The organism is Algoriphagus ratkowskyi (assembly GCF_002150505.1).
Classification (GTDB): domain Bacteria; phylum Bacteroidota; class Bacteroidia; order Cytophagales; family Cyclobacteriaceae; genus Algoriphagus; species Algoriphagus ratkowskyi.
The window spans coordinates 1-23,030 of the sequence record NZ_MSSV01000008.1; the positions used below are offsets into that span (position 1 = coordinate 1).

General features: G+C 39.5%; 18 protein-coding genes. 8 read left to right on the forward strand and 10 right to left on the reverse strand.

The window, feature by feature from the left end; all coding sequences use genetic code 11:
* Positions 1 to 357: 357 nt before the first annotated feature.
* Positions 358 to 3,897 (reverse strand): chromosome segregation protein SMC, encoded by a 3,540-nt coding sequence (smc, locus tag BVH02_RS09905; RefSeq protein ID WP_086501296.1) that lies wholly within the window; start codon positions 3,895 to 3,897, stop codon positions 358 to 360.
* A gap of 496 nt (positions 3,898 to 4,393) precedes the next feature.
* Here smc and BVH02_RS09910 point away from each other — a divergent pair, with 496 nt between their 5' ends.
* The 4 genes from BVH02_RS09910 to BVH02_RS09925 all read left to right on the forward strand — a co-directional run bounded on the left by BVH02_RS09910 (position 4,394) and on the right by BVH02_RS09925 (position 7,133).
* Positions 4,394 to 4,948 (forward strand): hypothetical protein, encoded by a 555-nt coding sequence (locus BVH02_RS09910; protein WP_086501297.1) that lies wholly within the window; start codon positions 4,394 to 4,396, stop codon positions 4,946 to 4,948.
* A gap of 276 nt (positions 4,949 to 5,224) precedes the next feature.
* Positions 5,225 to 5,725 (forward strand): QcrA and Rieske domain-containing protein, encoded by a 501-nt coding sequence (locus BVH02_RS09915; RefSeq protein ID WP_086501298.1) that lies wholly within the window; start codon positions 5,225 to 5,227, stop codon positions 5,723 to 5,725.
* A complete protein-coding gene (locus BVH02_RS09920; protein ID WP_086501299.1) occupies positions 5,725 to 6,261 on the forward strand; it encodes a YceI family protein in 537 nt (178 codons plus the stop codon). The genes BVH02_RS09915 and BVH02_RS09920 overlap by 1 nt, the downstream gene beginning before the upstream one ends.
* 2 nt (positions 6,262 to 6,263) lie before the next feature.
* Complete coding sequence (locus BVH02_RS09925; protein ID WP_086501300.1) at positions 6,264 to 7,133, forward strand: DUF5777 family beta-barrel protein; 870 nt, start codon at positions 6,264 to 6,266, stop codon at positions 7,131 to 7,133.
* 144 nt (positions 7,134 to 7,277) lie between these two features.
* On the opposite strand, the gene BVH02_RS09930 is transcribed toward BVH02_RS09925, so the two are convergent.
* Positions 7,278 to 8,861, reverse strand: coding sequence for a hypothetical protein (locus BVH02_RS09930; protein ID WP_086501301.1), 1,584 nt, complete (start codon positions 8,859 to 8,861; stop codon positions 7,278 to 7,280).
* Positions 8,862 to 8,993: 132 nt separating this feature from the next.
* Here BVH02_RS09930 and BVH02_RS09935 point away from each other — a divergent pair, with 132 nt between their 5' ends.
* Positions 8,994 to 9,908 (forward strand): helix-turn-helix transcriptional regulator, encoded by a 915-nt coding sequence (locus BVH02_RS09935; RefSeq protein ID WP_086501302.1) that lies wholly within the window; start codon positions 8,994 to 8,996, stop codon positions 9,906 to 9,908.
* A 35-nt stretch (positions 9,909 to 9,943) separates the two neighbouring features.
* Here BVH02_RS09935 and BVH02_RS09940 read toward each other — a convergent pair whose 3' ends face one another.
* The 8 genes from BVH02_RS09940 to BVH02_RS09975 form a co-directional block, all read right to left on the reverse strand.
* Positions 9,944 to 10,279 (reverse strand): nucleotidyltransferase domain-containing protein, encoded by a 336-nt coding sequence (locus BVH02_RS09940; RefSeq protein ID WP_086501303.1) that lies wholly within the window; start codon positions 10,277 to 10,279, stop codon positions 9,944 to 9,946.
* A 15-nt stretch (positions 10,280 to 10,294) separates the two neighbouring features.
* Positions 10,295 to 10,696, reverse strand: coding sequence for a nucleotidyltransferase substrate binding protein (locus BVH02_RS09945; RefSeq protein WP_086501304.1), 402 nt, complete (start codon positions 10,694 to 10,696; stop codon positions 10,295 to 10,297).
* 279 nt (positions 10,697 to 10,975) lie between these two features.
* Positions 10,976 to 11,275 (reverse strand): DUF3784 domain-containing protein, encoded by a 300-nt coding sequence (locus BVH02_RS09950; protein ID WP_086501537.1) that lies wholly within the window; start codon positions 11,273 to 11,275, stop codon positions 10,976 to 10,978.
* A gap of 185 nt (positions 11,276 to 11,460) precedes the next feature.
* Positions 11,461 to 13,566 (reverse strand): M28 family peptidase, encoded by a 2,106-nt coding sequence (locus tag BVH02_RS09955; protein WP_086501305.1) that lies wholly within the window; start codon positions 13,564 to 13,566, stop codon positions 11,461 to 11,463.
* Positions 13,567 to 13,568: 2 nt separating this feature from the next.
* Entirely contained in the window at positions 13,569 to 14,738 is a 1,170-nt protein-coding gene (locus BVH02_RS09960; RefSeq protein ID WP_086501306.1) for a C40 family peptidase, read from the reverse strand.
* A 188-nt stretch (positions 14,739 to 14,926) separates the two neighbouring features.
* Entirely contained in the window at positions 14,927 to 16,228 is a 1,302-nt protein-coding gene (locus BVH02_RS09965; RefSeq protein ID WP_086501307.1) for an amidohydrolase family protein, read from the reverse strand.
* A gap of 21 nt (positions 16,229 to 16,249) precedes the next feature.
* Positions 16,250 to 17,635, reverse strand: a complete 1,386-nt coding sequence (locus BVH02_RS09970) for an amidohydrolase family protein (RefSeq protein ID WP_086501308.1) — start codon at positions 17,633 to 17,635, stop codon at positions 16,250 to 16,252.
* A 4-nt stretch (positions 17,636 to 17,639) separates the two neighbouring features.
* Positions 17,640 to 19,337 (reverse strand): amidohydrolase family protein, encoded by a 1,698-nt coding sequence (locus BVH02_RS09975; RefSeq protein ID WP_223271752.1) that lies wholly within the window; start codon positions 19,335 to 19,337, stop codon positions 17,640 to 17,642.
* 320 nt (positions 19,338 to 19,657) lie between these two features.
* Between BVH02_RS09975 and BVH02_RS09980 the strand changes: the two genes are divergently transcribed.
* The 3 genes from BVH02_RS09980 to BVH02_RS09990 are packed head-to-tail and all read left to right on the forward strand — an operon-like array spanning position 19,658 to position 23,030.
* Positions 19,658 to 20,020, forward strand: coding sequence for a response regulator transcription factor (locus BVH02_RS09980; protein ID WP_086501539.1), 363 nt, complete (start codon positions 19,658 to 19,660; stop codon positions 20,018 to 20,020).
* Positions 20,021 to 20,023: 3 nt separating this feature from the next.
* A complete protein-coding gene (locus BVH02_RS09985) occupies positions 20,024 to 21,574 on the forward strand; it encodes a hypothetical protein (protein ID WP_086501309.1) in 1,551 nt (516 codons plus the stop codon).
* A 19-nt stretch (positions 21,575 to 21,593) separates the two neighbouring features.
* Positions 21,594 to 23,030 carry a glycosyltransferase family 2 protein gene (locus BVH02_RS09990; RefSeq protein ID WP_223271753.1) on the forward strand — a complete coding sequence of 479 codons (1,437 nt, stop codon included), beginning with the start codon at positions 21,594 to 21,596 and terminating at the stop codon, positions 23,028 to 23,030.

Here is a 23,030-nt window from a genome sequence, read left to right on the forward strand (position 1 = left end):
ATCTTTTTCTGATTTAAAATAATTTGGCTAAAGCCCCCATTGTTACTTTTCAAATCTTTTTAGAATGGGCTAAAGCCACATTCCTATTCAATTGGATTGCTTTACGAATGGGCTAAAGCCGCATTCCTATTCAATTTTATCTAAATGAGAATTGTTTTCATGAATGGATTATAATCGCATTCCTATTCAAAAAAATCAATATGATTTGATAATTGAATAGCCTCCTGCTTTAGCTGGAGGCACAGAAATGATTGCAATCCATGCCGGGCTTTAGCCCAATCCATCTTTACTAATGGGCTAAAGCCACAATCTTAATCAAACAGATTGCTTCTGTCGTTCCTCCATCGCAATGACGTACTAAACCAACTCCCTCAAATCTACCGGAACAACCTTCGAAACTCCCGCCTCGATCATCGTAATCCCATAAATAATATCCGTGCTAGCCATCGTTCGCTTATTATGCGTCACGATGATAAATTGTGACTCGCCGCTGAATTGCTGGATGATTTGGTTGAACTTGTCAATATTGGCATCATCTAGCGGAGCATCCACCTCATCGAAAATACAGAACGGTGCAGGCTTTAGCAGGTAGATAGAGAAGAGTAGGGAAGTGGCGGTGAGGGTTTTCTCTCCCCCTGAAAGCTGATTAATAGTTAGTGGCCGCTTTCCTTTAGGTTTGGCAATTATCTCAATGGCCGATTCCAGTGGATTGCTAGGATCTACCAAGGTCAAATCGCAATCATCCTGCTCGGTAAAAAGTGAGCGAAAGACCTTCACGAAGTTCTCCTTGATTTTAACAAAAGCATCCAAAAAAGTTGCTCTCGCGACCAAGTCTATCTCCTTGATCGTGGAGAGCAGAGATTCCTTGGCTTTGACCAAATCAGCTTTTTGCTCGGTGATAAAATCAAAACGAACCTTAATCTCATCGTAGGCTTCCATGGCCATCGGATTGATCGGACCTATTCTATCCAGTTTTTCTTTTTGCTTTCCGACCAGCTCACGCAGCTTATCCTCTGCAAACTCCCTGAATTCTTCTTCAATTTCAGGGTTTTCTTCCATCACTACATCCAGATCCAGCTCAAATTCTACACTTAGCCTTTCTTTCATTCCAGTCATTTTCAACTTGATCTCATTCACGGCATTTTCTAGCTCATGGATCAAATGGTCGTAACTTTCCTTGGCTTTTTGAATACTTCTTATTTGTTGATCTGTATCATCGATCTCACCTCTTGAAGCATAATAGTCCTTTTCAGCTTCCTGCACACCCTTTTCTATCCCTTCTTTCTCAGCGTACAATTCAATCAACTCATCATCTTTGACTTCATTGTTGTCAAGTAGCGATCTCACTTCCGTGTCAAGTTGCGATAGCTCTGCCTGAGATTTGCCTATTCGCTCTTTCGAACCTACATAGGCAGTTTGTTTAAATTCTATTTCCTGCTCCAAGCTTGTCACACGGTTCAAATGCTGGTGATAAAGTATGTTTTCTGCGTTGAATGACTGAGATTTATCAGTCAGCAGTTCAGATTCTTTTTCGTATGATTCATTCAGTTCTTCCAGCTCATCCTGAAGTGCTTCGAATTCTGCCCTTTCATCAAAAAGTTGTGGCTGAATTTCAGTTAAACTCTCCTCAATCGATGCGATTCTCTCCAAGATATCCTCGCGCTTGTTTGCATTTGAGCTCAGCAATTCTGCTAACTGCTCTTTCTTAGTTCGAACAGAAACAAAATCTTGGTTGATAATGCTAATTTTATTCTGCCAGTCCTCCAGCGTCTTTTTATAGCTTATTTCCTTCAACTTCATTAGCTCAGAGAGCTTGTTGTCGAGGTTGTTTCTGGTGCTGCTGACTTTCTTATTCAGTTCCTTGATTTCCTTATCGAGCTTCTCTAGGTTCTTGGCTCTGCCTATTCTTTTTCCTTCGAAAAGACCTACAGATCCACCTGAGATACTGAATTTCCGCTTGGTGTATTTTCCATTTTCTGAGATGAAAACGGCTTCAGTATCCTGCGGAAAATCTCTATGCTCACCTTGCACGATATAGGTATTGTCAAGGATAAAGTTGATCAATCGGGAATACTTGACATCAAATTCTATGATTTCTGTTGCAGCGATTGCGTTCGCGAAAAGCTTGTTTTGGCTTGGTTTAAAGCGTTCAAAATGCTCCAAAACAAAGAAATTTGCTTTTCCTCTGGCAGAATCACTCAGCAGTTGAATGGCAGAAATCGCCTGTGACTCTGTGTCCACTACATAATAATTCATGTAGCTATCCAAGTAATTTTCAATGGTCACTCGATACTTTTCAGAAGTGGTCAAAAGATCGGAGAGGAGTGGGATGTCCTTTCCCCAGCTCGGGTTTTTCTTTAAGAATTTGATGGCTTCCGGAAATCCTTCCAGATTCTCCACCAGTGATTTGGTGAGGTTGTATTCGTTGGTTTTCGAATCGAGTTTACGGGAGGAAGTTGTTAGCTCCTCGCGGATCATTTCGATCACCCGATTTGTTTCTTCGATCTTTTGGTCCAGATCTTCCTGCTTTGCTTTCAGTTCCTGATAGCCTAGCGTTGACTCGTCGAGTTCAGCTTTTAGGGTAAGTATTTTATCTTCAAAATCCATCAAATTGGCTTCCTGCGAAGAGTCATCTGAAGAAGTTCGCTCAAGCTCTTGCTTCAGCGTAGAAAGCTGTATTTGCTTGATCTCAATGTCCTTGCTTAGCTGATAGACTTTCTCCTTGAGTGTCTCGAAGTTAAGATTGATCGTCTTTTGGGCGAGCTGCTTTTCTGCTTGGATTAATTTCTGACCTTCGTAAGCCTCTCGCAATTCGGATACAATCATTTCTTTCTCTGCAAGCATCTTCTCTGCTGACTCTTTTTCGTGCTCTAGGGAGCGAATACTGAATCCAGCACGATCATTTGACTTGCGGTCAGCGTCAATCTGCTCACGCAATTTTTGAGATCTGTCTTCCAAGAATCTCAAGCGTTCATTCTTAATTTTTTTCTCCGATTCAAAAGTTCGGATCTTATTTACATGTTCGTTCAGCGCTTTTTGGCGACTGGCCAGCAACTTCTCTTTCTGAATTAGATCAGCCTTCAATTGACTTAAAAGTGCTTCTTTATCCGCAACTTGAGTTTGAAGAAGAAGCTTTTTATCACCTTCTTCTTGGATTTTATGGTTTGCATCGATCAGCGACATGCTGTATTTCTCTATGCTTTTTTTAGCTAGATTGATGCTTGCTATTCGGTAATCTTTTTTGATGGCGAAATAGTTGGAAGCCTGTTTTGCCTGCTTTTCCAAGCTTTTCAGATTCTTCTCTATTTCAAAAAGCACATCTTCCACACGAGCCAAATCATCGTCCGTGTCCTGAAGTTTTCGTAGCGTTTCTTTCTTTCTGTTTTTGAACTTGGATATTCCTGCAGCCTCTTCGAACAGCTCTCTGCGAGAGTTATTCTTATCATTAAGGAGTTCATCGATCATTTTCAACTCGATGATCGCATAGCTATTTGAGTTAATTCCTGTGTCCATGAAAAGGTTTGTAATATCCTTTAGACGACAGGTAACCCCATTGATTTGATATTCACTATCGCCTGATCTGTAGTAGCGACGCGTGATGGTGACATGGGTATATTCGGTAGGAAGTAAGTTTTTGGTATTTTCAAAGGTGAGTGATACTTCAGCCAGGTTGGAAGGTTTACGGTTTTTGGTGCCGTTAAAAATCACGTTTTCCATCTTGTCAGAGCGGAGTAATCGAGTTTTTTGCTCACCTAGTACCCATCGGATGGCATCTACCACATTAGATTTACCGCATCCATTTGGCCCAACAACGCCAGTGATTCCTTTGTCAAAGTTAATCACCATTTTATCCCCAAAACTCTTGAACCCCTTGATCTCCAGCTTACTAAGCAGCATTCTTTCTAATTTGAATAATTAATTAAACAAAATAAGGTCATTTGAGCCATTGTCCAAGGAATTGGATGGTTGGTAGATAGAAAAGTAATAAGTTTGGTTACGAGTACTAGTCTCAAGCAATTTAAAATTTAAAAATTCTTGAATTTAAAATTAAATGCTCGTTATAAGTTTCAGTGATGAGTTTTCTGACCCAGTAAATAGATCGAGTGTTCAGTGATTTATGAAAGTTTCGTCTCCATCGTTAGTATCACACGATTGGCCACCACATTTTCCATTACTTCTTGTGCTGTCTTCGAAAATCTCCGCGAACTTGACGGTTACATTTATTTTTTAATGTACACCACCGCTCGTGTCACATGAACGGATTTATCTCTCTAAAACTCTACCTTTTAAATTCTTCTGTTTCCTCTGCGAAAAACTCTGTGTCCACTGCGGTTAAACTTTTTTTATCAACCACTAATCTGTTTTACTTAATCTAATCGATTAACTTACACCTGTGGATTTAGGAAATATAGTTTATATCGTCGCAGTTTTGGCCTATTTTATCTATCAGGCTACCAAAGGCAAAAAAAAGAATCAGTCTGAGGATCAGCCAGAAATGTCTGATGAACCTCAGCAGAAACCAGTTTCATTTGAGGATTTGATGCGTGAAATACGCGATGCTCAAAAACCTAAGCAAGCCGAACCAGAAAGACCTAAAATGCAACCTGCTCCTGTGCAGCAAGTTGAACCTGTAGTATATGAGCGCGCTGGTGACATACAAAATCGTCCAGAGTGGAGAGCTGATCCACCACCAGCTGTAAAGAGATTTCCAACTAAAAAGTGGGAAGAAGATGATGATGAAATAGAGCATTACCAAGGAGCGTTTGAAAATACGAAGTCGGATCTGACTAGAACTTCTAAAGGAATACCTGACATCCCCTCCTTCAAGGAAATAGCAGTAGAGTCTTCTTACACTGGAAAGAGTCGATACGCTCGCATGCTGAAAGATCCTCAATCCATCAAAGATGCTTTTGTGTTGAAAGAGATTTTAGATAAAAAACAGTTTTAAGCCTTATTTAGTAGCGAGCAAAAATCTAATTTGTGGAATTTTTGTCAACAAGCTTACCAACTATTTTTCAAGATATTTATCATTTACTATAAAGTAGAACTCACCCTAGAAATTTTCAACTTATTGGTTTCAGTCAACTTTGGTTTTCTAGTCTGCAAGTTGAATAAATTCAGCTAATAGCACCAGAAGAAACTATCGGATTTATCCAATATCTTTTCTTTTGCCCAGTCCATCCAATCTAGGTACCAAACTCGTTAATTATAAAAAACGAGACTCATGGACCAGATCAAATCTAAAACAGGAAACCTAAGCCAATCCAGAAGAGAATTTGTGGAGCGCGCAGGAATGACCGCCGTAATGTCTGCATTTGGTCTTGCATTTTTCACCAGTTGTTCTGATTCTGAAGATCAAACTCCTGGTACTCCACCCAATCCAACTCCGCCTCCAACGAGTTCTAATGGCGTAACGGTCTCTGGAAATAACATTCGAATTGATTTGGCTTCCCAAGCTGGGTTGGCTGCAGCTGGAGGCTGGTTATTGATTATCAATGCTCAAACTCTAGTAGTTAATGTAGGAGGTAGTTATTTCGCCATGACTTCAGTATGCACGCATTCGGCTTGTGATCGTAATTGGACTTTCACGAATAGCAAATTCACCTGTACTTGTCACGGTTCTGAATTTGATACTTCTGGCAATGTCCTCAAAGGCCCTGCTACGCTAGCTTTAAAATCATATGCTACGGCATTGAGTGGTACAACCCTTTCTGTAACTAAGTGATGAAATGGCTTATCCTATTCTTCGTTTTTTTTACCAGAGTCGGTGCGGCCCAAACTTTTCAGACTGAGTCAGGAAATGTAAATTTTCTTTCTAAAGCCCCTTTAAGTGAATTCAATGGAGTCTCTAACAAGCTTCATGGCCTAATTGATCTATCTCAAAATGTTCTCGATTTCTATATTGATCTAAATACCCTAGAAACAGGAATAGGCCTCAGAGATAAACACATGCGGGATAATTATTTGGAGACAAAGAAATATCCTTTTGCTGAGCTTACTGGGAAAATGACTTCAATTCCATCATTAACTACAGGTTCAAAAAGCATTGTTGTGGCTGTTGGGAAGTTCAAAATGCATGGAGTAGATAAAGAAATTGAAGTAAGAGGAACGCTTTCCAAAATATCAAGTGGCGAATTAGAATTAGTCGCTGACTTCGAGATACTTCTTTCAGATTACGATATTCCTGTGCCAAAGCTTGTCTTTTATGAGCTTGCTGAGAAACAAGTTATAAGTATCAAAGCAATTTTAAAACCCAAGTAATTATGAATAGACTGATACTGATAAGCCTCTTGGCCATATTTCCATTATCGCTATATGCGCAGCTTGAACGCAAGCTTGAAAATGAAAATCAAGCTGTAGAATTGGTTTTTCATTCTCCTCGACATATCAACTTATTGACCGTTGAGCCTTTGAGTAAGAAGACTCTGCATTTTGCAATTATGCATACATTCGGAACCTTGGACGGTGGCATTCAGAATCTGTTTGGACTAGACAATGGTGCAAATATTCAGTTTAGTTTTGAATTTGCTTTGAGTGATAAATTTTCTCTTGCGGCTTCCCGAAGCAGTCAGGATAAGGTTTACAGCGTATTCGGTCGCTATCATATCTTTCAGCAAACACAAAATGGAGACAAACCCTTTTCTCTAAGTTTGGCTGGTGGCGGAGGAGTGAATACTTCGAAATATAATTTTCTACCTGAAGGAGCACCAAATTTCTCGGAGCGGATGAGCTATTTTGGACAAGTGATGTTAGCGAGAAAATTTACGCCAAAATTCAGCTTTCAACTGACACCTATGCTGGCATATTTTACTGATCCAAGGGAAATATATCAGATTGAAGGAACCGAGAATTTATATCTTTCGCTAGGCTTTAGTGGTAAATTAAAAATAACGGATCGCTCCTCACTTGCTTTGCAATTCATTCCAAATCTTAATACTGATCTCCGAAGCAATTTTGGAATAGGTTGGGATGTAGAAGCTGGTGGTCATGTTTTTCAGATGTATTTCGTGACATCGCAGGCACTAAATGAGCAGTATCTTTTGGCAGGAGGAAATGGTACTATTGGGGATGAATTTAGGTTGGGATTTAATGTAAACAGGATTTTCTCAACTGGAAAAAAGAAGAATAAATAGGCCATTGACAGGTAATTTTTAGCAAGTAAAAGTCTATTAATCGGAGATGAAGTGTAACGTTATGCGATAGGATATGGACGTTGCTTATTAAGATCAAAGGCTAAATTCTACCACAATTCTAAATCGTAAGTTGTAAATCAAAACTTATTTTTTCACAAACTCCTTTAAGCTAATATTTCCATTTTCACGTGTTTCAGTAAGGTTATAATATTGATTTAGCCAATCATTAATCGCATTTATATCCACTTGTTCTTCAGGATAGGCATGCTTATAATAATCGTAAATCAACAACCTTAATTTGTCAGGAAATTGAGCTTTATCTTCTGGGAATTTGTAAAGTGGGATTAAACTATTCTGCTCTGAAATGTCTCCTACGAGCAAAACTTCTTTACTGAAATCAAGGAAACTATGGGTGTATATAGGTCCCTTTGAATCAGTGTTTTGTGCTTCATTATTAAGTGTTTCAATTAAGGTGTCGTACTGCTTCAATTTCTGCTGAAAAGGAATTGCTATTAAGGCCGGAGCAATTAGAACTAGCGCGACAAAAATCGGATAGAATTTCAAGTTGGCAAATCGAACTCCCATCGTTAAAGCTAGATGGAAAACAGCCATTTTTAGATCCAATTGAATTAGGCTAATTCCAGTTCCCAGCAATAAAAGTCCTATCAGATATATCTTCCACTTTTTGGATTTTTTCCAATCATTCCAACCTAATGCAATGAGGATACTTAAGATGGGAACTAGGATGATTAGATGCCGAGGGTTGAGGTAGATTGGATTGTAAAAATCCAGAGTAGAACTCATAAACCAAAAACCTATGAACAAGCAAAGAAATGCGAGTGAAAACTCGATAGCAGGTGTCAACCTTGACTTCAAGCCCAGCGCTATTCCAGGTATTGCAAATACGATCCAAGCCCAGTATGAGCGCTCTACAAAAGTGATGATGGGTACTATTGTTAGCCTTTTCAGCATAGACCAAAAGCCTTTATCGGCATAGGTATACTCAGAGATGTAGTGTCCGGCATTGATGGAGCTAATGCGATGAAGTGGATCACCGAAGGATATCCAGAAATACCCCAAATAAAGCGCTGCCAGTGCCATTCCTGTAAGCACCAGTGTGAAATAAAAAGTAGGGTTTAAAGCCTGCTTTTTCCAATCGTAGTAAAATAGTAGGAGAGGAAATGGAGCTAAAAAGATGATGGTTTCTTTAGTTAGAAAACCTATAAAAAGTGCTGAAACCAACAGAATTCCAGCTAGAATTGGACTATTTTTTCTATAAACAGCTGCAGCAGGGATCAGACAAGTCCAAAGTGCCAAAAGACTATCTGGATAAACTTTGGTCAGGAAATGAAGGAAATAAACTTGGGTGCAAAACCATAAAACAAGAACCCATGCTGGAGCTGATTTGGGTAGAACTTTGACTAGTATTAGGAGGCATACTCCATAACTCAATAATGAGATAAGGGAAATCCTATGTGGTTTAAAACCGAATAAGTGCCCAATCAATCCTGAAGGCACATAAGCTCCCCAGCGACTGGAGAAGTGATAGTCGCTTACCTCCATTTTGCCTTTCCAGAAATTTTCCCCCGCCAGCAAATAATAGACGTCGTCACTAAAGGTGATTCCGTCATATCCGAAGAACCAATAGCAAAGAAGAAATAGGACACCTACTGCGAAAGTTGAAAATTGTGCTTTGGATAAAAATGGATTAGGTTGAAGGCTATTCATTGCGTTAAAAGTAAAATTAATTTTATTCTTCAGGAGGAAATTTATAAGATAGATTTATTGACAATACACGTCAATTGTATAAATAGCTTGACGCCATTGCTTACTTTTAGCTTTCTATAACCACAAGCTACTATGAGTCAGGCCGGAAAAATTGAACAGCAAAAAATTCTACGTGTTTTCAAATTGATCAACTTGCTTCAAAGCACTATTGGGAAACCAGTCCATAGACTGGCGGAAATACTGGAAACGGATGAGCGTACGATTTATCGGTATTTCAAATTGCTAGAAGCCTTGGGTTTTGAGGTAATTAAAGAATTCAGCAAATACAAGATTCAGCATAGACCGGGAACAGATCAAACCTTGAATTTCAGTACTTTTTCTCAGGAGGAAAATCAATGGCTAAGAGGTCTGATAGAAAGTCAGGGTAAAGGTAATTTGCTTCATGACTCTATTCTGAAAAAACTGGCTGTACGCTCTGAAGTGAAGCAGGGAACCGAGCAGCTTTTCAAAGCCAACTTGAGTAGATTGGTAGATGAAATAGGCCTTGGGATCCAACAGAAGACACAGGTTTGGCTGAAGGACTATTATTCGTTGAGTTCTGATACGACAAGTGATCGCTTGGTGGAGCCAGTTGCCTTTTCATCGAATTACGAGACTATTCATGCTTTCGAACCAGCAAGTAAAAGTATGAAGGTGTTTAAAATTGAGCGTATCGGCGAAGTGGTCTTGAGTCAGGGTGTATGGAAATTTGAGGCAAAGCATCAGCTTCCAGGTACTCAGCTTTTTGGTTTTACTGGAAAAAATAAGTTTCTGGTAAAATTGAAACTTAGCAAAAAAGCTTACCAACTCATGATGGAGGAGCATCCTAATGCACGTCCATTTATGTTAATTAAAAATAGAAATCAATATTTCTTCAATGGAGAGATTCCTCAACTTCCAGGTTTGGCAAGGTTTATTTTGGGATTGCCGGGTGAGATTAAAGTGGAAGAAGGAGAGGAGATGAAGGCTTACTTGAGTGAGCAATTGGAAAAAACAACCTTCTGTTAAGTTGCTTACTAGGATTAAAAATTAAGAATTGGTTTTTACCAGCTTTGTGAATCCGATTTATCATAAATTACCTTGCCCACTCTTCTGACATGATCAAGCAGTGATTCATTTCTGATATGGCCTTCAATAGCTACATCAAAAAAGTATGGCTGATAGCTATCATCAAGATCACCAGAGAAGTTCAATTGATCTCTAAACTCAAGATGATCACCGATAAGAACTAAGTCCAAATCAGATCCAGGTTTATAATTTCCTTTTGCTCGAGAACCGTAAATAATGACCTTTTCAATGTTTGAATACTTTTTAGCATAATCCCTAATCTCTTGTAAATGTGTATTAGAGATACCTATATCTTGGGCTAATAAATCCATGTTCATAAAATTTGATTATTCTTCCGAATCGAATCGAGCAATCAGTTTTTTGAAAGCGAGATGGTATTTTCTTTCAATGTCATTCTCGACGAAACTAGCCGTTTCCATATTATAAGTGTGACTAGTAAGATTTCTGCTTTTTACCATTTCCATCCAAACTTCTCCATCATCAATCAAACTTAAATTAAAAGCTAGGCGAATCGTATCCTTAGAACCCATCAAATCCACGTTCCATTTTTGAATAAGAAAATCTCTCATGGTATTCCATGCTAGTTCATAGGTGTATTCAAAAGATTTGATGAGACCTTGTCTTTCTAATTCATTGAAGTCTCCTTGGAGGACTGCCTTATCTAATTGTGCAAAAGCTTTCTTAAAATTATCAAAACGCTGTTTCCATCGCACATCCAGATTTTCCATAATGGAATTTATAAATTATAAATCCAAGTGAGAAAATTTCACCCTCAGATTTTAAAGAAAGTAAAATAATGGCCATATAACAACAGCATAAATTGCAGCATCTTAGAAAACATAAAAGCTTAACCCTTCAGACTATAAGTATGTGCAGTTCCTATGGATCTTAGGTGCTATTATTTCACTTTTATGGAATTGCGGAAATCAATCCTTATACTAAGCGTTGATCTTATTGCTGTTTTTAAAACTTTTAGAATTTCAGATAAGAGAATCATTTCTGATTAGCTACTTACTAGTAAATCTACTTCCAAATACAATTATTATTACAGCGCCTAGTAAGGTAACAGCAACGAAAACACCGGTCCCTAAAGGTGGGTTATTTAACCAAATTGAAATAGAATATCCTGCAACAACCAGAACTCCCATAGCTATGAATACACTCATAACAAATTTGTGAAAGCCATTAATTACAGCATTTTCTTTTTCTCGTTGCGATAAGTGACTGTAACCCGCTATTAGATTTGGGAAGAATTTAGTCAATACACCTATTGCTATATAAAATAATCCGATGAAGATAGTTTCCATTATCATGGTTTGTTCGTAAGGAAATATTCTATCAATTTATGTCTCTAAACCTAATAAATACCAGAAGATTAGTTTAGGACTGTGGCATTTCTTGCTGCATCAAAAAAGGGCATGGAAATCAATCCAAACCCTTTTCTAAAGTCTTATATCTAATGTCTTGAATCTAAAATCTAACGTCTAATGTCTCATTTCAAACTCTTCGTCATTTTCTTCACTTTTTTGCTCAAGTCTAAAATAGCTTTTGCGTAGCGAGAATCCCATTCTTTCAAACGCTTGCTAGACTTGGTTTCCACTTCATACTTGATGCCTGGAAGTATCCAGGATGCATAGCCAGAGAATGGGTCGTTACTCACATAAAGTGATCTATACCAGCTTCCGAAATACATTCCTTTTGGATCTAGCCAGCTTTTTTCTAGAGAGATTAAATCCTTGTTCAATGATGCTACTTGCTTGTCAGATAAGTCGCCAGAGGCAATCCCAGCATTCATGGCAGATTCATAAGCAGCAGAACTCGATTTTAGCTTAGCGATAGCGGCATCCACTTTGCCAAATGTGGTAAAGGATGGATCCATTTCTTTTACTGATTTCACAGCATCATCAAAATGCAACCTCAGATCCTGTGCATATCTCGGCACGTCGTAAGGGATGATGGTAGCATTTGCCAAGCGAAGTGTAAGTACACCAATCACAGAAGCTACAGTGCCACCCATTTTGAAGGTTGGATCTACAAATTTGCTGTAGTAATGAAAGTTATCATAGTTGGAGTGATAGGCAGAAGTTCCGCCAGAACCACCGCTCATACTTGGTACCCCAGCATACATATAGAAAGCAATGTGATCTGATCCACCGCCTAGATTCCCGATTCTTGGCTCATCATTTTTACCAGCCCATACTTCAAATACAGTCTTTGCGGAGTCAGGAAAAGCTACTTCCTTGGAAGCTTCGATAATCAAGTTTTTCAGTGTTGGAGCAGAAGAAATACCAAAGTTTCTGCCCGAAACAGCCCCATCAAAATTCATGTAAATTACAGCTTTTGCGCCTAGCTCATCTACAAAATGCTCTACCCATTCCGTAGAACCGATGACACCCTGCTCTTCAGCATCCCAATGTCCGATTAGTATCGAGCGTTTTGGAGCCTCACCATTTTTCACCAACTCACCAATAGCCTCGGCTAAGGTCAACATCATGGACGTACCTGAATTCGGGTCAGTTGCTCCAAAACTCCATGCATCATAATGACTTCCAAGGATAATCCATTCGTCAGGGTATTCACTACCTACAAATTTGCCAACAATGTTATTTGCACGGATGTAGTCAACCGGTTGATCAACTTTCACGCGTACTTTCAGATCTGAACCACCCGTAATTTTATACTCAAAAGGTAAACCACCTTGCCATCCTTCAGGTACATTTGAGCCTTTCATTCTACTCAAAATTTCTTTGGCAGCTCCGTATCCAATCGGTGAAACAGGAATCGTGTGGAATGCCACATCCTTAGGATCTAGTCTCTTCACCTTCTTGTCTCCATCCAATGGAAGTGCAGGCTCAAAAGGAGTTAATGGATCACCTGTGTAGTCCAAAGTCAATAAGGAACCACGCTGAATAGTAGTTTCATTAAAAAATGGACCATCTGGATACACTTCACCTTTTCCAAATCCCGAATCTTTTGGGTCAGTAAAGATGATCAAAGCCGCTGCACCATACTGCTCAGCAAATTTAGCCTTATACCCACGGAAGTTTCCGCCGTAGCGAGCGATTGCTACTTTTCCTTTGAGATCAACGCCCATTTCAGCAAGTTTCTCAAAATCTGCTTTTACACCATAATTTACATACACTACCTCCGCTGTGACATCGCCAGATCCAGAGTAGGCATTGAATCCTTTGTGAAGCCTTGGATCAGTAGAAAAAGGATCACCATCGATCGGACCTTCCTGCTGAGACAAAGTCATCTTATCTGGTGTAATAATCTCCAAAACCGATTCTCCTGGATGATTTGGAAGATAAACATCGTAAGGGTAGGAGGTCACTTCCATTCCAGCTTCCGACATCACTTTAGTCATGTAAGCCGCTACTTTTTCATTTTCAGGAGTACCCGCTATGTGTGGCGCTTTGGTGAGTTCTTTCAAGTGTACTTTGAACTGATCGAACTTGACTGCTTTTAGGTATTCCTGCTCGAGGGTAGCTTCTTTGTTTTTATCCTGCGGGAAAAAACCTGTGACTTGCTGTGCGTTGACAGAAAGACCTACCCCAAAAGTGAGTGCGATACCCAGAGAGATTTTGTTTATAGACATAATTAATTATTGGTTAAAAGCTCTGATACTGATAAAACGTTTTCTGAAGGTACATTAACAATGCGCTTTGTTCTCAGGTATCTATTTAGTTCATATTCATCGTAATTTGGGTTTTCTGGGTCAAAGCTAGAAATTCTAACTAGACCTCTGGAATGGATAAATTCACCATTTCCAATCCACATTCCTACGTGAACTACCCGCTCTTTTTTCTCATCTGTTCCTTTGGTTCCGAAAAACAGCAAATCGCCCACCTGAAGTTTGTCCCAATTTTTGTCAGCATCTACTAAATCTCCTTCATTGATTTGCTGAGAGGCGTCGCGAGGGATAATCTGACCATTGAGGTAGAAAATAGTTTTGGTGAAACCACTGCAATCTACTCCTTTGATCGAGGTGCCACCCCACAAGTATGGAGCGCCCATCATTTGCTTGGCAGTAGATATCAAAGTCTCTGGATTGGTATTTCTAGAAGCAATCCAACTATTCCATTCTTGGGCTTCATCTGCTGAAATAAAGCCTTCTCGGCCATCCGGAAGTGAGATTTTAAGCTGATCTTTTGTTTCACTCTGGATCGTTAATATATCTCCAGCGACCAAATCAGAAACCATTTCTGTTTTAGCTTCATCTTTCCATACGTAGCCTGTAAGGGCGGTGATTACCACTTTTGGTTCTTTGAACCAATGCTCAAGTTCTGCCTCTGTCATCAAATGAATTCCTGCTCTGTCCACCCAGGAAAGATATCCGTCAGGCGTTTGAACTAGGTACCAACCATCGTCTTCTTTGAGGACATTGAGCGGAGTTCCCATCAGTGCCTGAGTAGCTAACTCGGCTGAATGTTTTGGGTTACTACGGATATTTGCCACAGAGATGGTAACCAAACCCTTTGTCTTTTCACCCAGACCAGCATCGGGCAGCCGATTGACTGCATCTGTATATTTGATTTGCTTGGAATTCAGGCTCTCGATCAAAGCTTTTAAAGCTTCAGGCTGATTAGTCTCACCTTTTAATGAGTCATTTTCAAAAGTCAGATCCCAAAGCGCCACACGTTTATCTGGTGCCACTTCAGCTCTTTTTGCTTCAATCAAGTTGCTCACTTCCTCGCTGCTCTCCTTATTATTACAAGAAAATGATGCGGAGATAAGCGATACAAAAATTGGTATATAGATTTTTTTCATTTGATTTTTTCGATTTCAATGGTTCTCCTCATTTCTATAAGGATGAATCTAGAGAAGTAAATAATCATCTTTCTGTGTGATGCTTACTTACTGGTAGATTTCATAGCTCAGGCAAAATAAAAGAAAACCACATGAAAAGCCCAAAATATGAACTCTCCGTGTGGTTTTAATTAAGATTGATTTGAAAATTAATTCATTTTCAATCCAGGTGAGCGATCCAAGAACTCTTGGTAAAGTCTGATTTGACGGTTAGAAAGTGGCATTCTATAGCCATCTATAAACACGTGAAGTACATTGGTTCTAGTTTCGAATGGATCTCCATCAGCAATGATTAAGTTGGCTACTTTACCAGCTTCTACTGAACCATATTTGTCATCCAAGCCGAAAATTTCAGCAGGATTGATCGTAACAGCTTTCCAAGCTTCTTCTTTTCCCATGCCATAAGCTGCGGCAAATGCTGCGAAGAATGGCAAGTTTCTTACATTCTCTTGATCATCAGTTCTGATTGCAACTTTCACACCTGCTTTTGCCATTTTACCTGCATTTGCATAAGGCGCGTCATAGCGATCCGAATCTCGAGTAGGAAGTGCCTGAACAGGTCCAGTAATCACTGGGATTCCCGCTTTGGCGATTTCATCTGCAACTCTCCAACCTTCAGAGACTCCGGTGAAGATCACTTTCGCTCCTTTTCCTTGTACCCATTTGATAGCTTCCTGAATATCTGAAGCAGTATTTACTTCGATCAAAAGTGGTAGTTCGCCCGTTGTCGCTTTAGCCATTTGCTCCATCTCTGGGTAATAGTCTAATTCTGCGCCATTTGAAACTAGAGAACCGTAGCTCTTCGCATTATCCCATAGTTCGTTTGCTTCTTTAAGTGCTTTTTCGTTTGCCTTTTTGATGTCGTCATCAGAGCGACGATCAAATCTGCCTCTACGTCCAGAGCTTGGGAAGTTCATGACGATACCTTTGAATCCAGCATACATCTGATCTGGTGTGTAGCCATTCAGATTAATTAGCGCAGCAGTACCTGGAAATAATCCTCCAGTTGGAACAGCTAGGACAGTAGTAACGCCAGAAACTCTTGTGACTGGAATGGCTACTGAATTAGGATTTACTGCCGTCAAAGCCTGCATATTAGGAGAGAAGTTTCCTATCTCTGCATAATCAACTGTTTCTGGAACGGAATTGATTTCAGCCAAGCCAAGCTTAGTGCCACCATCGATCATGCCTGGGTAGATGAATTTCCCACTACAGTCTATCACTTCAGCACCATCGGCACTGATATTAGCTCCGATTTCCTTGATTTTGCCATCTTCCACCAATACAGAAGTATTGTTGAGAACGCCTTTGGTAATGGTTACTACCGTCGCATTTTTCAATAAGAACTTACCCGCTCTTGGTTTGATTACTTCCCCGTCGATCTGTGCCATCGCCATCATAGGCAATAGGGCAAAGAGGAAGGCGAAAAAGGTTTTATTTAATCTTTTCATATCTTCTTTGATTTCGGGTGATTAGTAATTGGTATGGAAAAGTGAATTGGTAGTCTCAAATAAATGCTCCGTATCCTGCATACAGTTGCTTTCATGTCCACCGTACAACATGATTGGCTCTACCATTTGAGTAGGGCTGACTTTGATACGCTGATCATCTGCATCTTCTTTGATATCAAAATACTTTACCCCATCTACAAAAGTCATCTGAGGAACAGTATAGGAAGAAAGTGGATGGCCATCGAAAATCACCAAATCACCATCTTTTCCTTCTTCGATTGAACCAACTTTATCCGCTATTCCTAATTGCTTAGCAGGATTGATAGTGATCATAGCTAAAGCTTGCTCGTCAGTCATTCCGCCATAACGCTGCGTTTTTGCAGCCTCATGATACAGGTGACGGATCAGCTCAGCATCATCCGAATTAATAGAAGTTAGTGCGCCGTTTTCGGTCAAGATAGCTGCGTTGTAAGCAGTGGAGTAGTACACTTCGAACTTGTAAGACCACCAATCTGCAAAGACAGAAGCTCCCATGGTGTATTCAGCAATTTCTGGAGCTACTTTGAATCCTTCGTTTGTATGTTGGAATACAAGCTTTGTGATTCCAAAATCCCTAGCCACATTAATCAGCATGTAGATCTCATCTGCGCGGTAGGAGTGGCAATGGATGATGATCTTGTCATTCAATATATCTGAAAGGATCTGAAGTCTTTCATTATGAACAGGAGGCATGGCAGTACTTCCTTTTTTGGAGGATGCTGCGTTGTACGTGTCCCAAGCTTTCTGGTATTGAATAGCTTCATTGAATCCGTTTCTAATAATTGCTTCTACACCCATTCTCGTACGAGGCTGAATGTTATTGCCTCTACCATGAACTCGTGTTGGATTCTCACCCAAGGCAAATTTGATCGTGCGAGGAGCATCTTGCATGATGATATCTGCAGGATCTGTAGATCCATATCGATGCTTCAACGTAGCATTTTGTCCACCGATTACGTTGGCAGATCCGTGCATCGCATGTGAAATAGTCACACCACCCGCTAATGCGCGGTAGAGTCCTACTTCATAAGGATTAACGACGTCTTTCATACGTACTTCAGCTACAATAGGAGCAGAAGATTCGTTGACCACATCTAAGCCTAAGTGAGAGTGAGCATCAATAATGCCCGGCATCACAAATTTCCCAGTAGCATCAATAGTAGTTACTCCATTGGGAGCACTGATATTTTGACCTACTTTTTTGATAATTCCATCTTGAACGAGAACGTCAGAGTTCTCTAGAGTTCCATTTGTAACCGTAAGAACTGTCGCGTTCTTAATTAATACACTGCCTTTTTTTACTTGGGCTTCAGCAAACTGAATACTCAAACCCAACAGAGCGGCAAGAAAATAATTTACTTTTTTCATGTCTTTACTTGTTTGCGATTAGTGTTGGATTGAGTGTGCCTTCGAATGGAAATGATCCAAATTCGCCCACTGTCATGCTACCTTTAAAGCTTCCTGTGTCAACTTCTCCAGAGACTTCTACAAGGATATCCATACCACTGGCAGAGACATTAAAGGAGAAAGACAAAGTGCTTCCGCTTAAAACCACATTCTTGATGTCTGAAGTGGCCTTGCCAGAACCAGCTGGATCATCGTAGGTGATAGATCCTGCATAATCTGCACCGTCTTTACTGATAATCAGTGTGCCGCCAGAAGAACCAGCTGGACTTTCTGAAGTATAATCCCAGGTTCCTTCGATCTTTACAGTAGCATCGCTTTTATCATCCTTCGATTCTTTCTTCTTTGCTTTAGTTTCATAGTCGAATATAAATCCATCAATAACCATGTGTTTGATTTGAGAGTCCTCTGCGAACAGTGAATCAGTACTCAAAATCAAATTAGCCATTTTGCCCTTTTCAATCGATCCGGCTACTTTACTCAATCCTAAGATTGAAGCTGGGTTGGTAGTCAAGGCTGCAAGAGCGGCTTTTTCAGAAAGACCATTAGCGATCATTGTCTGAAGTGCTTTCATAATATCTCCAGATTTAACTCCAGTAGTTGAAAATGCGAAAGGAATACCCGCTGCTTCCAATTTACTAGCCTGAGCCAGTGCTTCGTCATAGGATTTTTTCACTCTAGCATTCAATGCTTTTACTTCATCCTTAGCATCCTCTTTTTGAGCTTTGATAGCTTTGTCATCTGGCAATTCCAGTTTTATAAGGACACCTGCATTAGAAGCTTTGATTACATCTATTATGCTTTCATACTCATCCAAATCCGTCAAGACTAATTTGAAGCCTTTTTCTTTCTGAAGTCCAATAGCTCTTCTGATCTCCAATTCTGAAGAAGTGGAAAATAAAACAGGAATGCTGCCATTGACCACATCATGCATAGCGCTATAAGTAGGAGTGATCTCGGGACGCTTCAGGCCAGCTACAGTGCTGTATTTCTGGGAGCGCTGTGAAGTAAGCTTGGTGTTGTCATATATCTCACGGAATTTGGCCATCACGCCTATTGCCGTGCCTGGATACATTCCTCTAGAACCTCTGAAACTTGCTACCAGAGCAGTATTATCAGCGATTAAATTGGTAGAGTTATCAGAGCCTAAAAGTATTACTGCAGCTTTACCCGCAATCATACCGCCTTCTGGTAAAATCTGGGCTATTGTAAATCCGACTTTCCGTAAATCATCGACCTTACTATCCTTGTAAGAAAACTGTTGTACTGCAGATCTCCATGGAGTGATTCCTGCTATTTCATCTGAAGGGTTTGAGGAGACAAAGTCATCTGGACGTTCTACATCCTTTGGTCTTGTAATTCCTACATCACTTGCTCCAGCAATAAATCCTGGGTAAATGTATAGAGAGTCGCCAGCTATCACTTTTGCATTGGCAGGTAGGCTTAGGTTGCTACCCACTCCTTGGATCAAGCCGTCTTTGACTAGGACTGTTGCTTTTATGCCAGCTTGACCTGGGGCAGTAAAGACAGTTGCATTCGTGATTGCATAGGTGTTTGTGATTCGTTTCTTTCCAGATGGGTCGCTTTGTGCAATAGCCAATGAAGAAGAAAGCCATCCTGCCACCAGCATGCAAAAGACTCCTGCATTCAGTAGTTCTTTTTTCATATGATTTAAATGGTTTTAAAGTAGTGAGTTCTTATTGATACTATGATATGAAAATAATCTTTTCTCATTTTCTCAAGTGTCAATATTCCGCTCAATAGATGGTGATATTTTAGAAAGCAAGCTAATCAAAGTGATTTTGGAATCCATTTGGAATTATTTTTTACAACCCATTATTTGATCAATGGCAGGAAAATGGATATGAAATGCGGTTTCAATTCTACAAGATTATCAGTGCTAAATCTAAATTTATTTGGCTGGTAAATAGTGTTTGGTTCTATGCTTTAGCTACTATCTTTGGTTCTATAGTTACCCCACAAAGAATGAAAAGAATCCTGATAATTGAGGATGATTTGCTGATTTCTAGTCTTGTTCAATTCCGTCTAAAAAAGGATGGATATGAAACTTTATTAGCACAAGATGGGAATGCAGGAATCGATGCAATAAACACTGAGTATCTTGATATGATCATTACAGATGTGATGATTCCATATAAAAACGGGATAGAAATAATTCATCATGCTAGAAACACCAAGCCTGAGATTCCCATAATTGTACTGAGTTCGCTTGGAGAAGAAGAAAAAATTGTGTTAGAAGCTTTTAATCTGGGCGTTTCAGATTTTATCCCAAAACCATTTAATCCTAATGAATTGGCGATTCGTGTAAAACGAATCTTTAAGTCTTAATTGATGGCAGTTAGAACCATAGTTGTATTTGTGTTCTTGCTGTTTTTGTTGAGCAAAGCAAGTATTGTTTTAGGTCAGGATGAAAAGATTTTCCCTGATTCTACATCCTTTGTGGATTTTTTAATTAGTCAGGGAGAAATCCCAGGTTTGCAATTTCAACTAGTGAACTCTTCCGGTCAATTATTGATCGACAGTACTGGGGAAACAGGAAGTTTAGCAGAGTTCTCTGCAGCTCATACATTGAAGAATACAATCTATCAGCCTGATTCCGTCACTTCAACTATCCAATATCTTATATTTTCTGAGCCCTATACTTTTGAAGCGACGCAAGAGTATGTTTCAAATCTTCTTAGAAATGGCGACATAGAGCTACTTGGAAATGAAATTTGGAATGGGAAGGATTTGATTTCTCTGGCAAGTAAAGAAATTTATACACCCTTACTCTCCGGGAATTATTTTTCATACTTTGCTGATTTAAAGATTTTTATAGTCGCACTGACTATTTCTCTCTTCTTAGTCTTTGCTGTATTAATGATCGTTTTCATGTTGGTATTCAAAGCGAGGAGAAATCACAACGAAAAGTTGAAGGCCTTGTATGACCAATATATTGTAGGTCCATTGTCCGAGATTTTATTCGAAAAAACGCTAGAAGAACTCGAGTCTCTGAGTGATGAGGAGCTCTTTAAAAATTTTCCTGAAAAACAGCTTAAGAAGGCAGTTTTTGAACAGGTACTTGTGGAACGGATAATAGCTTTGAACAAGAAAATGAAAGGTGACTTTAAGCTGAAGCTAAAAGCACTTTACAAAAGATTGGATCTTCACACAGTTTCTATAAAAAAACTGAATAGTTCCAAATGGGCCAATGTGGTAATTGGACTGGTGGAAATCAATGAAATGGATTTGACTGAGGGGCTTAGTGAAGTAAAGAAGCATGTAAATTCTCCTAATTTTCATATAAGATCTCAGGCAGTTGCTACTACATTAAATCTATCTGATAGTGTCGATCTTTCTTTTCTCAGGGACCAGACTTTTCCACTTTCTCGCTGGCAACAAATGAATTACTTACGCATAATCAAATTCTTAAATTCTTCTCGAGAACTCCATATTAATACCTTATTTAGTTCTGAAAATCAGAGCATTCGTCTGTTTGGTTATAAGTTGGTTCGTGTGCTTGGACTTGTGGATCTTCTGGAAGAATTGGAAGAAAAATTTGCTGCAGTTTCGGACGAAGAGAAAATAGAGATTATTAAAGCCTTCGAATACCTAGGCGTTCCCGCACAATCCAGCATGCTCAATGATAGTATGAGATCTGACAATGTCAAGTTGGTAACTATTGCAGGAAAGGCAGCGGGAGCGATTGGTGACGATAGCAATGCCAAAATTATTTATGAAATATTAGAAACTTCTCCAGTCTTCGGATTACAGCTGGTTTTGCTAAGGAGTCTTCAGAATCTAAATGCAGGGCTGTATAATCAATTCATTACCAAAGATTCAGACTCTGATCTACAAAGAATCAATGCGCACTTACTAGACCCATTGCTTCAAGATGTATAGTTTTCTTTTTCATTTTATTATGGAGGTTTTAGGAATAGCATTCTTATTCCTGAGTTTTTCTGTGATCGTTATTTACCTACTCATCATGATTCTAAGCACATTGGAAATGCGAGATCATCGAAGAAAAAATCGGTTTGCAGACTATCAAGATATTATCACATCACCTATCGCTCCTGGGGTTTCTATTTTGGCACCAGCCTACAATGAAGGGGAATCTATTGTTCAAAATGTAAAGAGTCTGCTTTCACTACACTATGGAAAGTTTGAAGTAGTGGTAATAAATGACGGTTCCAAAGACGAAACCTTAGCTAAGATGATCAATTCCTTCGAATTGGAGATCACCGATTTCGCTTACTATGCAGAAATCCCAGCGCAACCTGTACGAGGTATTTATAAGTCAAAAAACCGCTCTTATAATAGACTCATTGTAATCGATAAGGAAAACGGGGGTAAAGCTGATGCATTGAACGCAGGGATTAATGTCTCTTCAAAGGAGATTTTGGCCTGTATAGATGTGGATTGTATTCTTTCACATGAATCTATCACCCGGATGGTTCGGCCATTTATGGAGGAGACGCACAGAAAAGTCATCGCCGTGGGAGGTGTGATCGGTATTGCTAATAATTGCGATGTGCAAGATGGTACGGTAACTAAGTACCGCGTGCCATCCACGCTTTTAGGTAGATTTCAAGTAATCGAATACTGTAGAGCTTTTCTGATGGGAAGAATGGCTTGGAAGCGTTTAAATGGACTAATGCTGATTTCAGGTGCATTTGGATTTTTTAACAGGGAGTTAGTAGTAGAAGTAGGAGGTTATTTTCCAAAGACAGTAGGGGAAGATATGGAGCTTGTAGTCCGTATGCGACGCTATATGGAGGAGCGAAAAATTCCGTATAAAGTAAGTTTCGTGCCTGATCCTTTATGTTGGACAGAGGTGCCAGAACAAGAAGCTGTTCTTTCTAGACAGAGAAATCGATGGATGCGTGGTACTATAGAATCTCTTCAGCTACATCGAGCGACTCGTCTAAATCCAAACTATGGCATCATGGGTATGGTATCTTATCCCTATTGGAGTGTTTTTGAGAAAATGGCTCCGGTACTTGAATTGCTGGGTTTAATTTACACGATGGTTATTGTTATTATTGGTGATTTTTCGGCATTCTATTTCATAGCTATCTTTATAGTTTTTTATTTACTTTCTATTCTGGTATCCTCCTTTAGCATCTTGTTTGAGCAGGTTTCTTACAATAGTTACAAAGACAAAAAGGATCTGAATAAGCTTATACTAACTATTTTACTTGAACCGATTTTAATTCATCCCAAGATAGTCTATTGGGGTCTTGGGGGTCACTGGGACTTTATAAAAGGTAAAGGAGGTTGGGGCCAAATGATCCGTACTGGTTTTAAGAAATCAGATGACAAAAAAAATATGGACCATGACACTTTGAATTCTTGA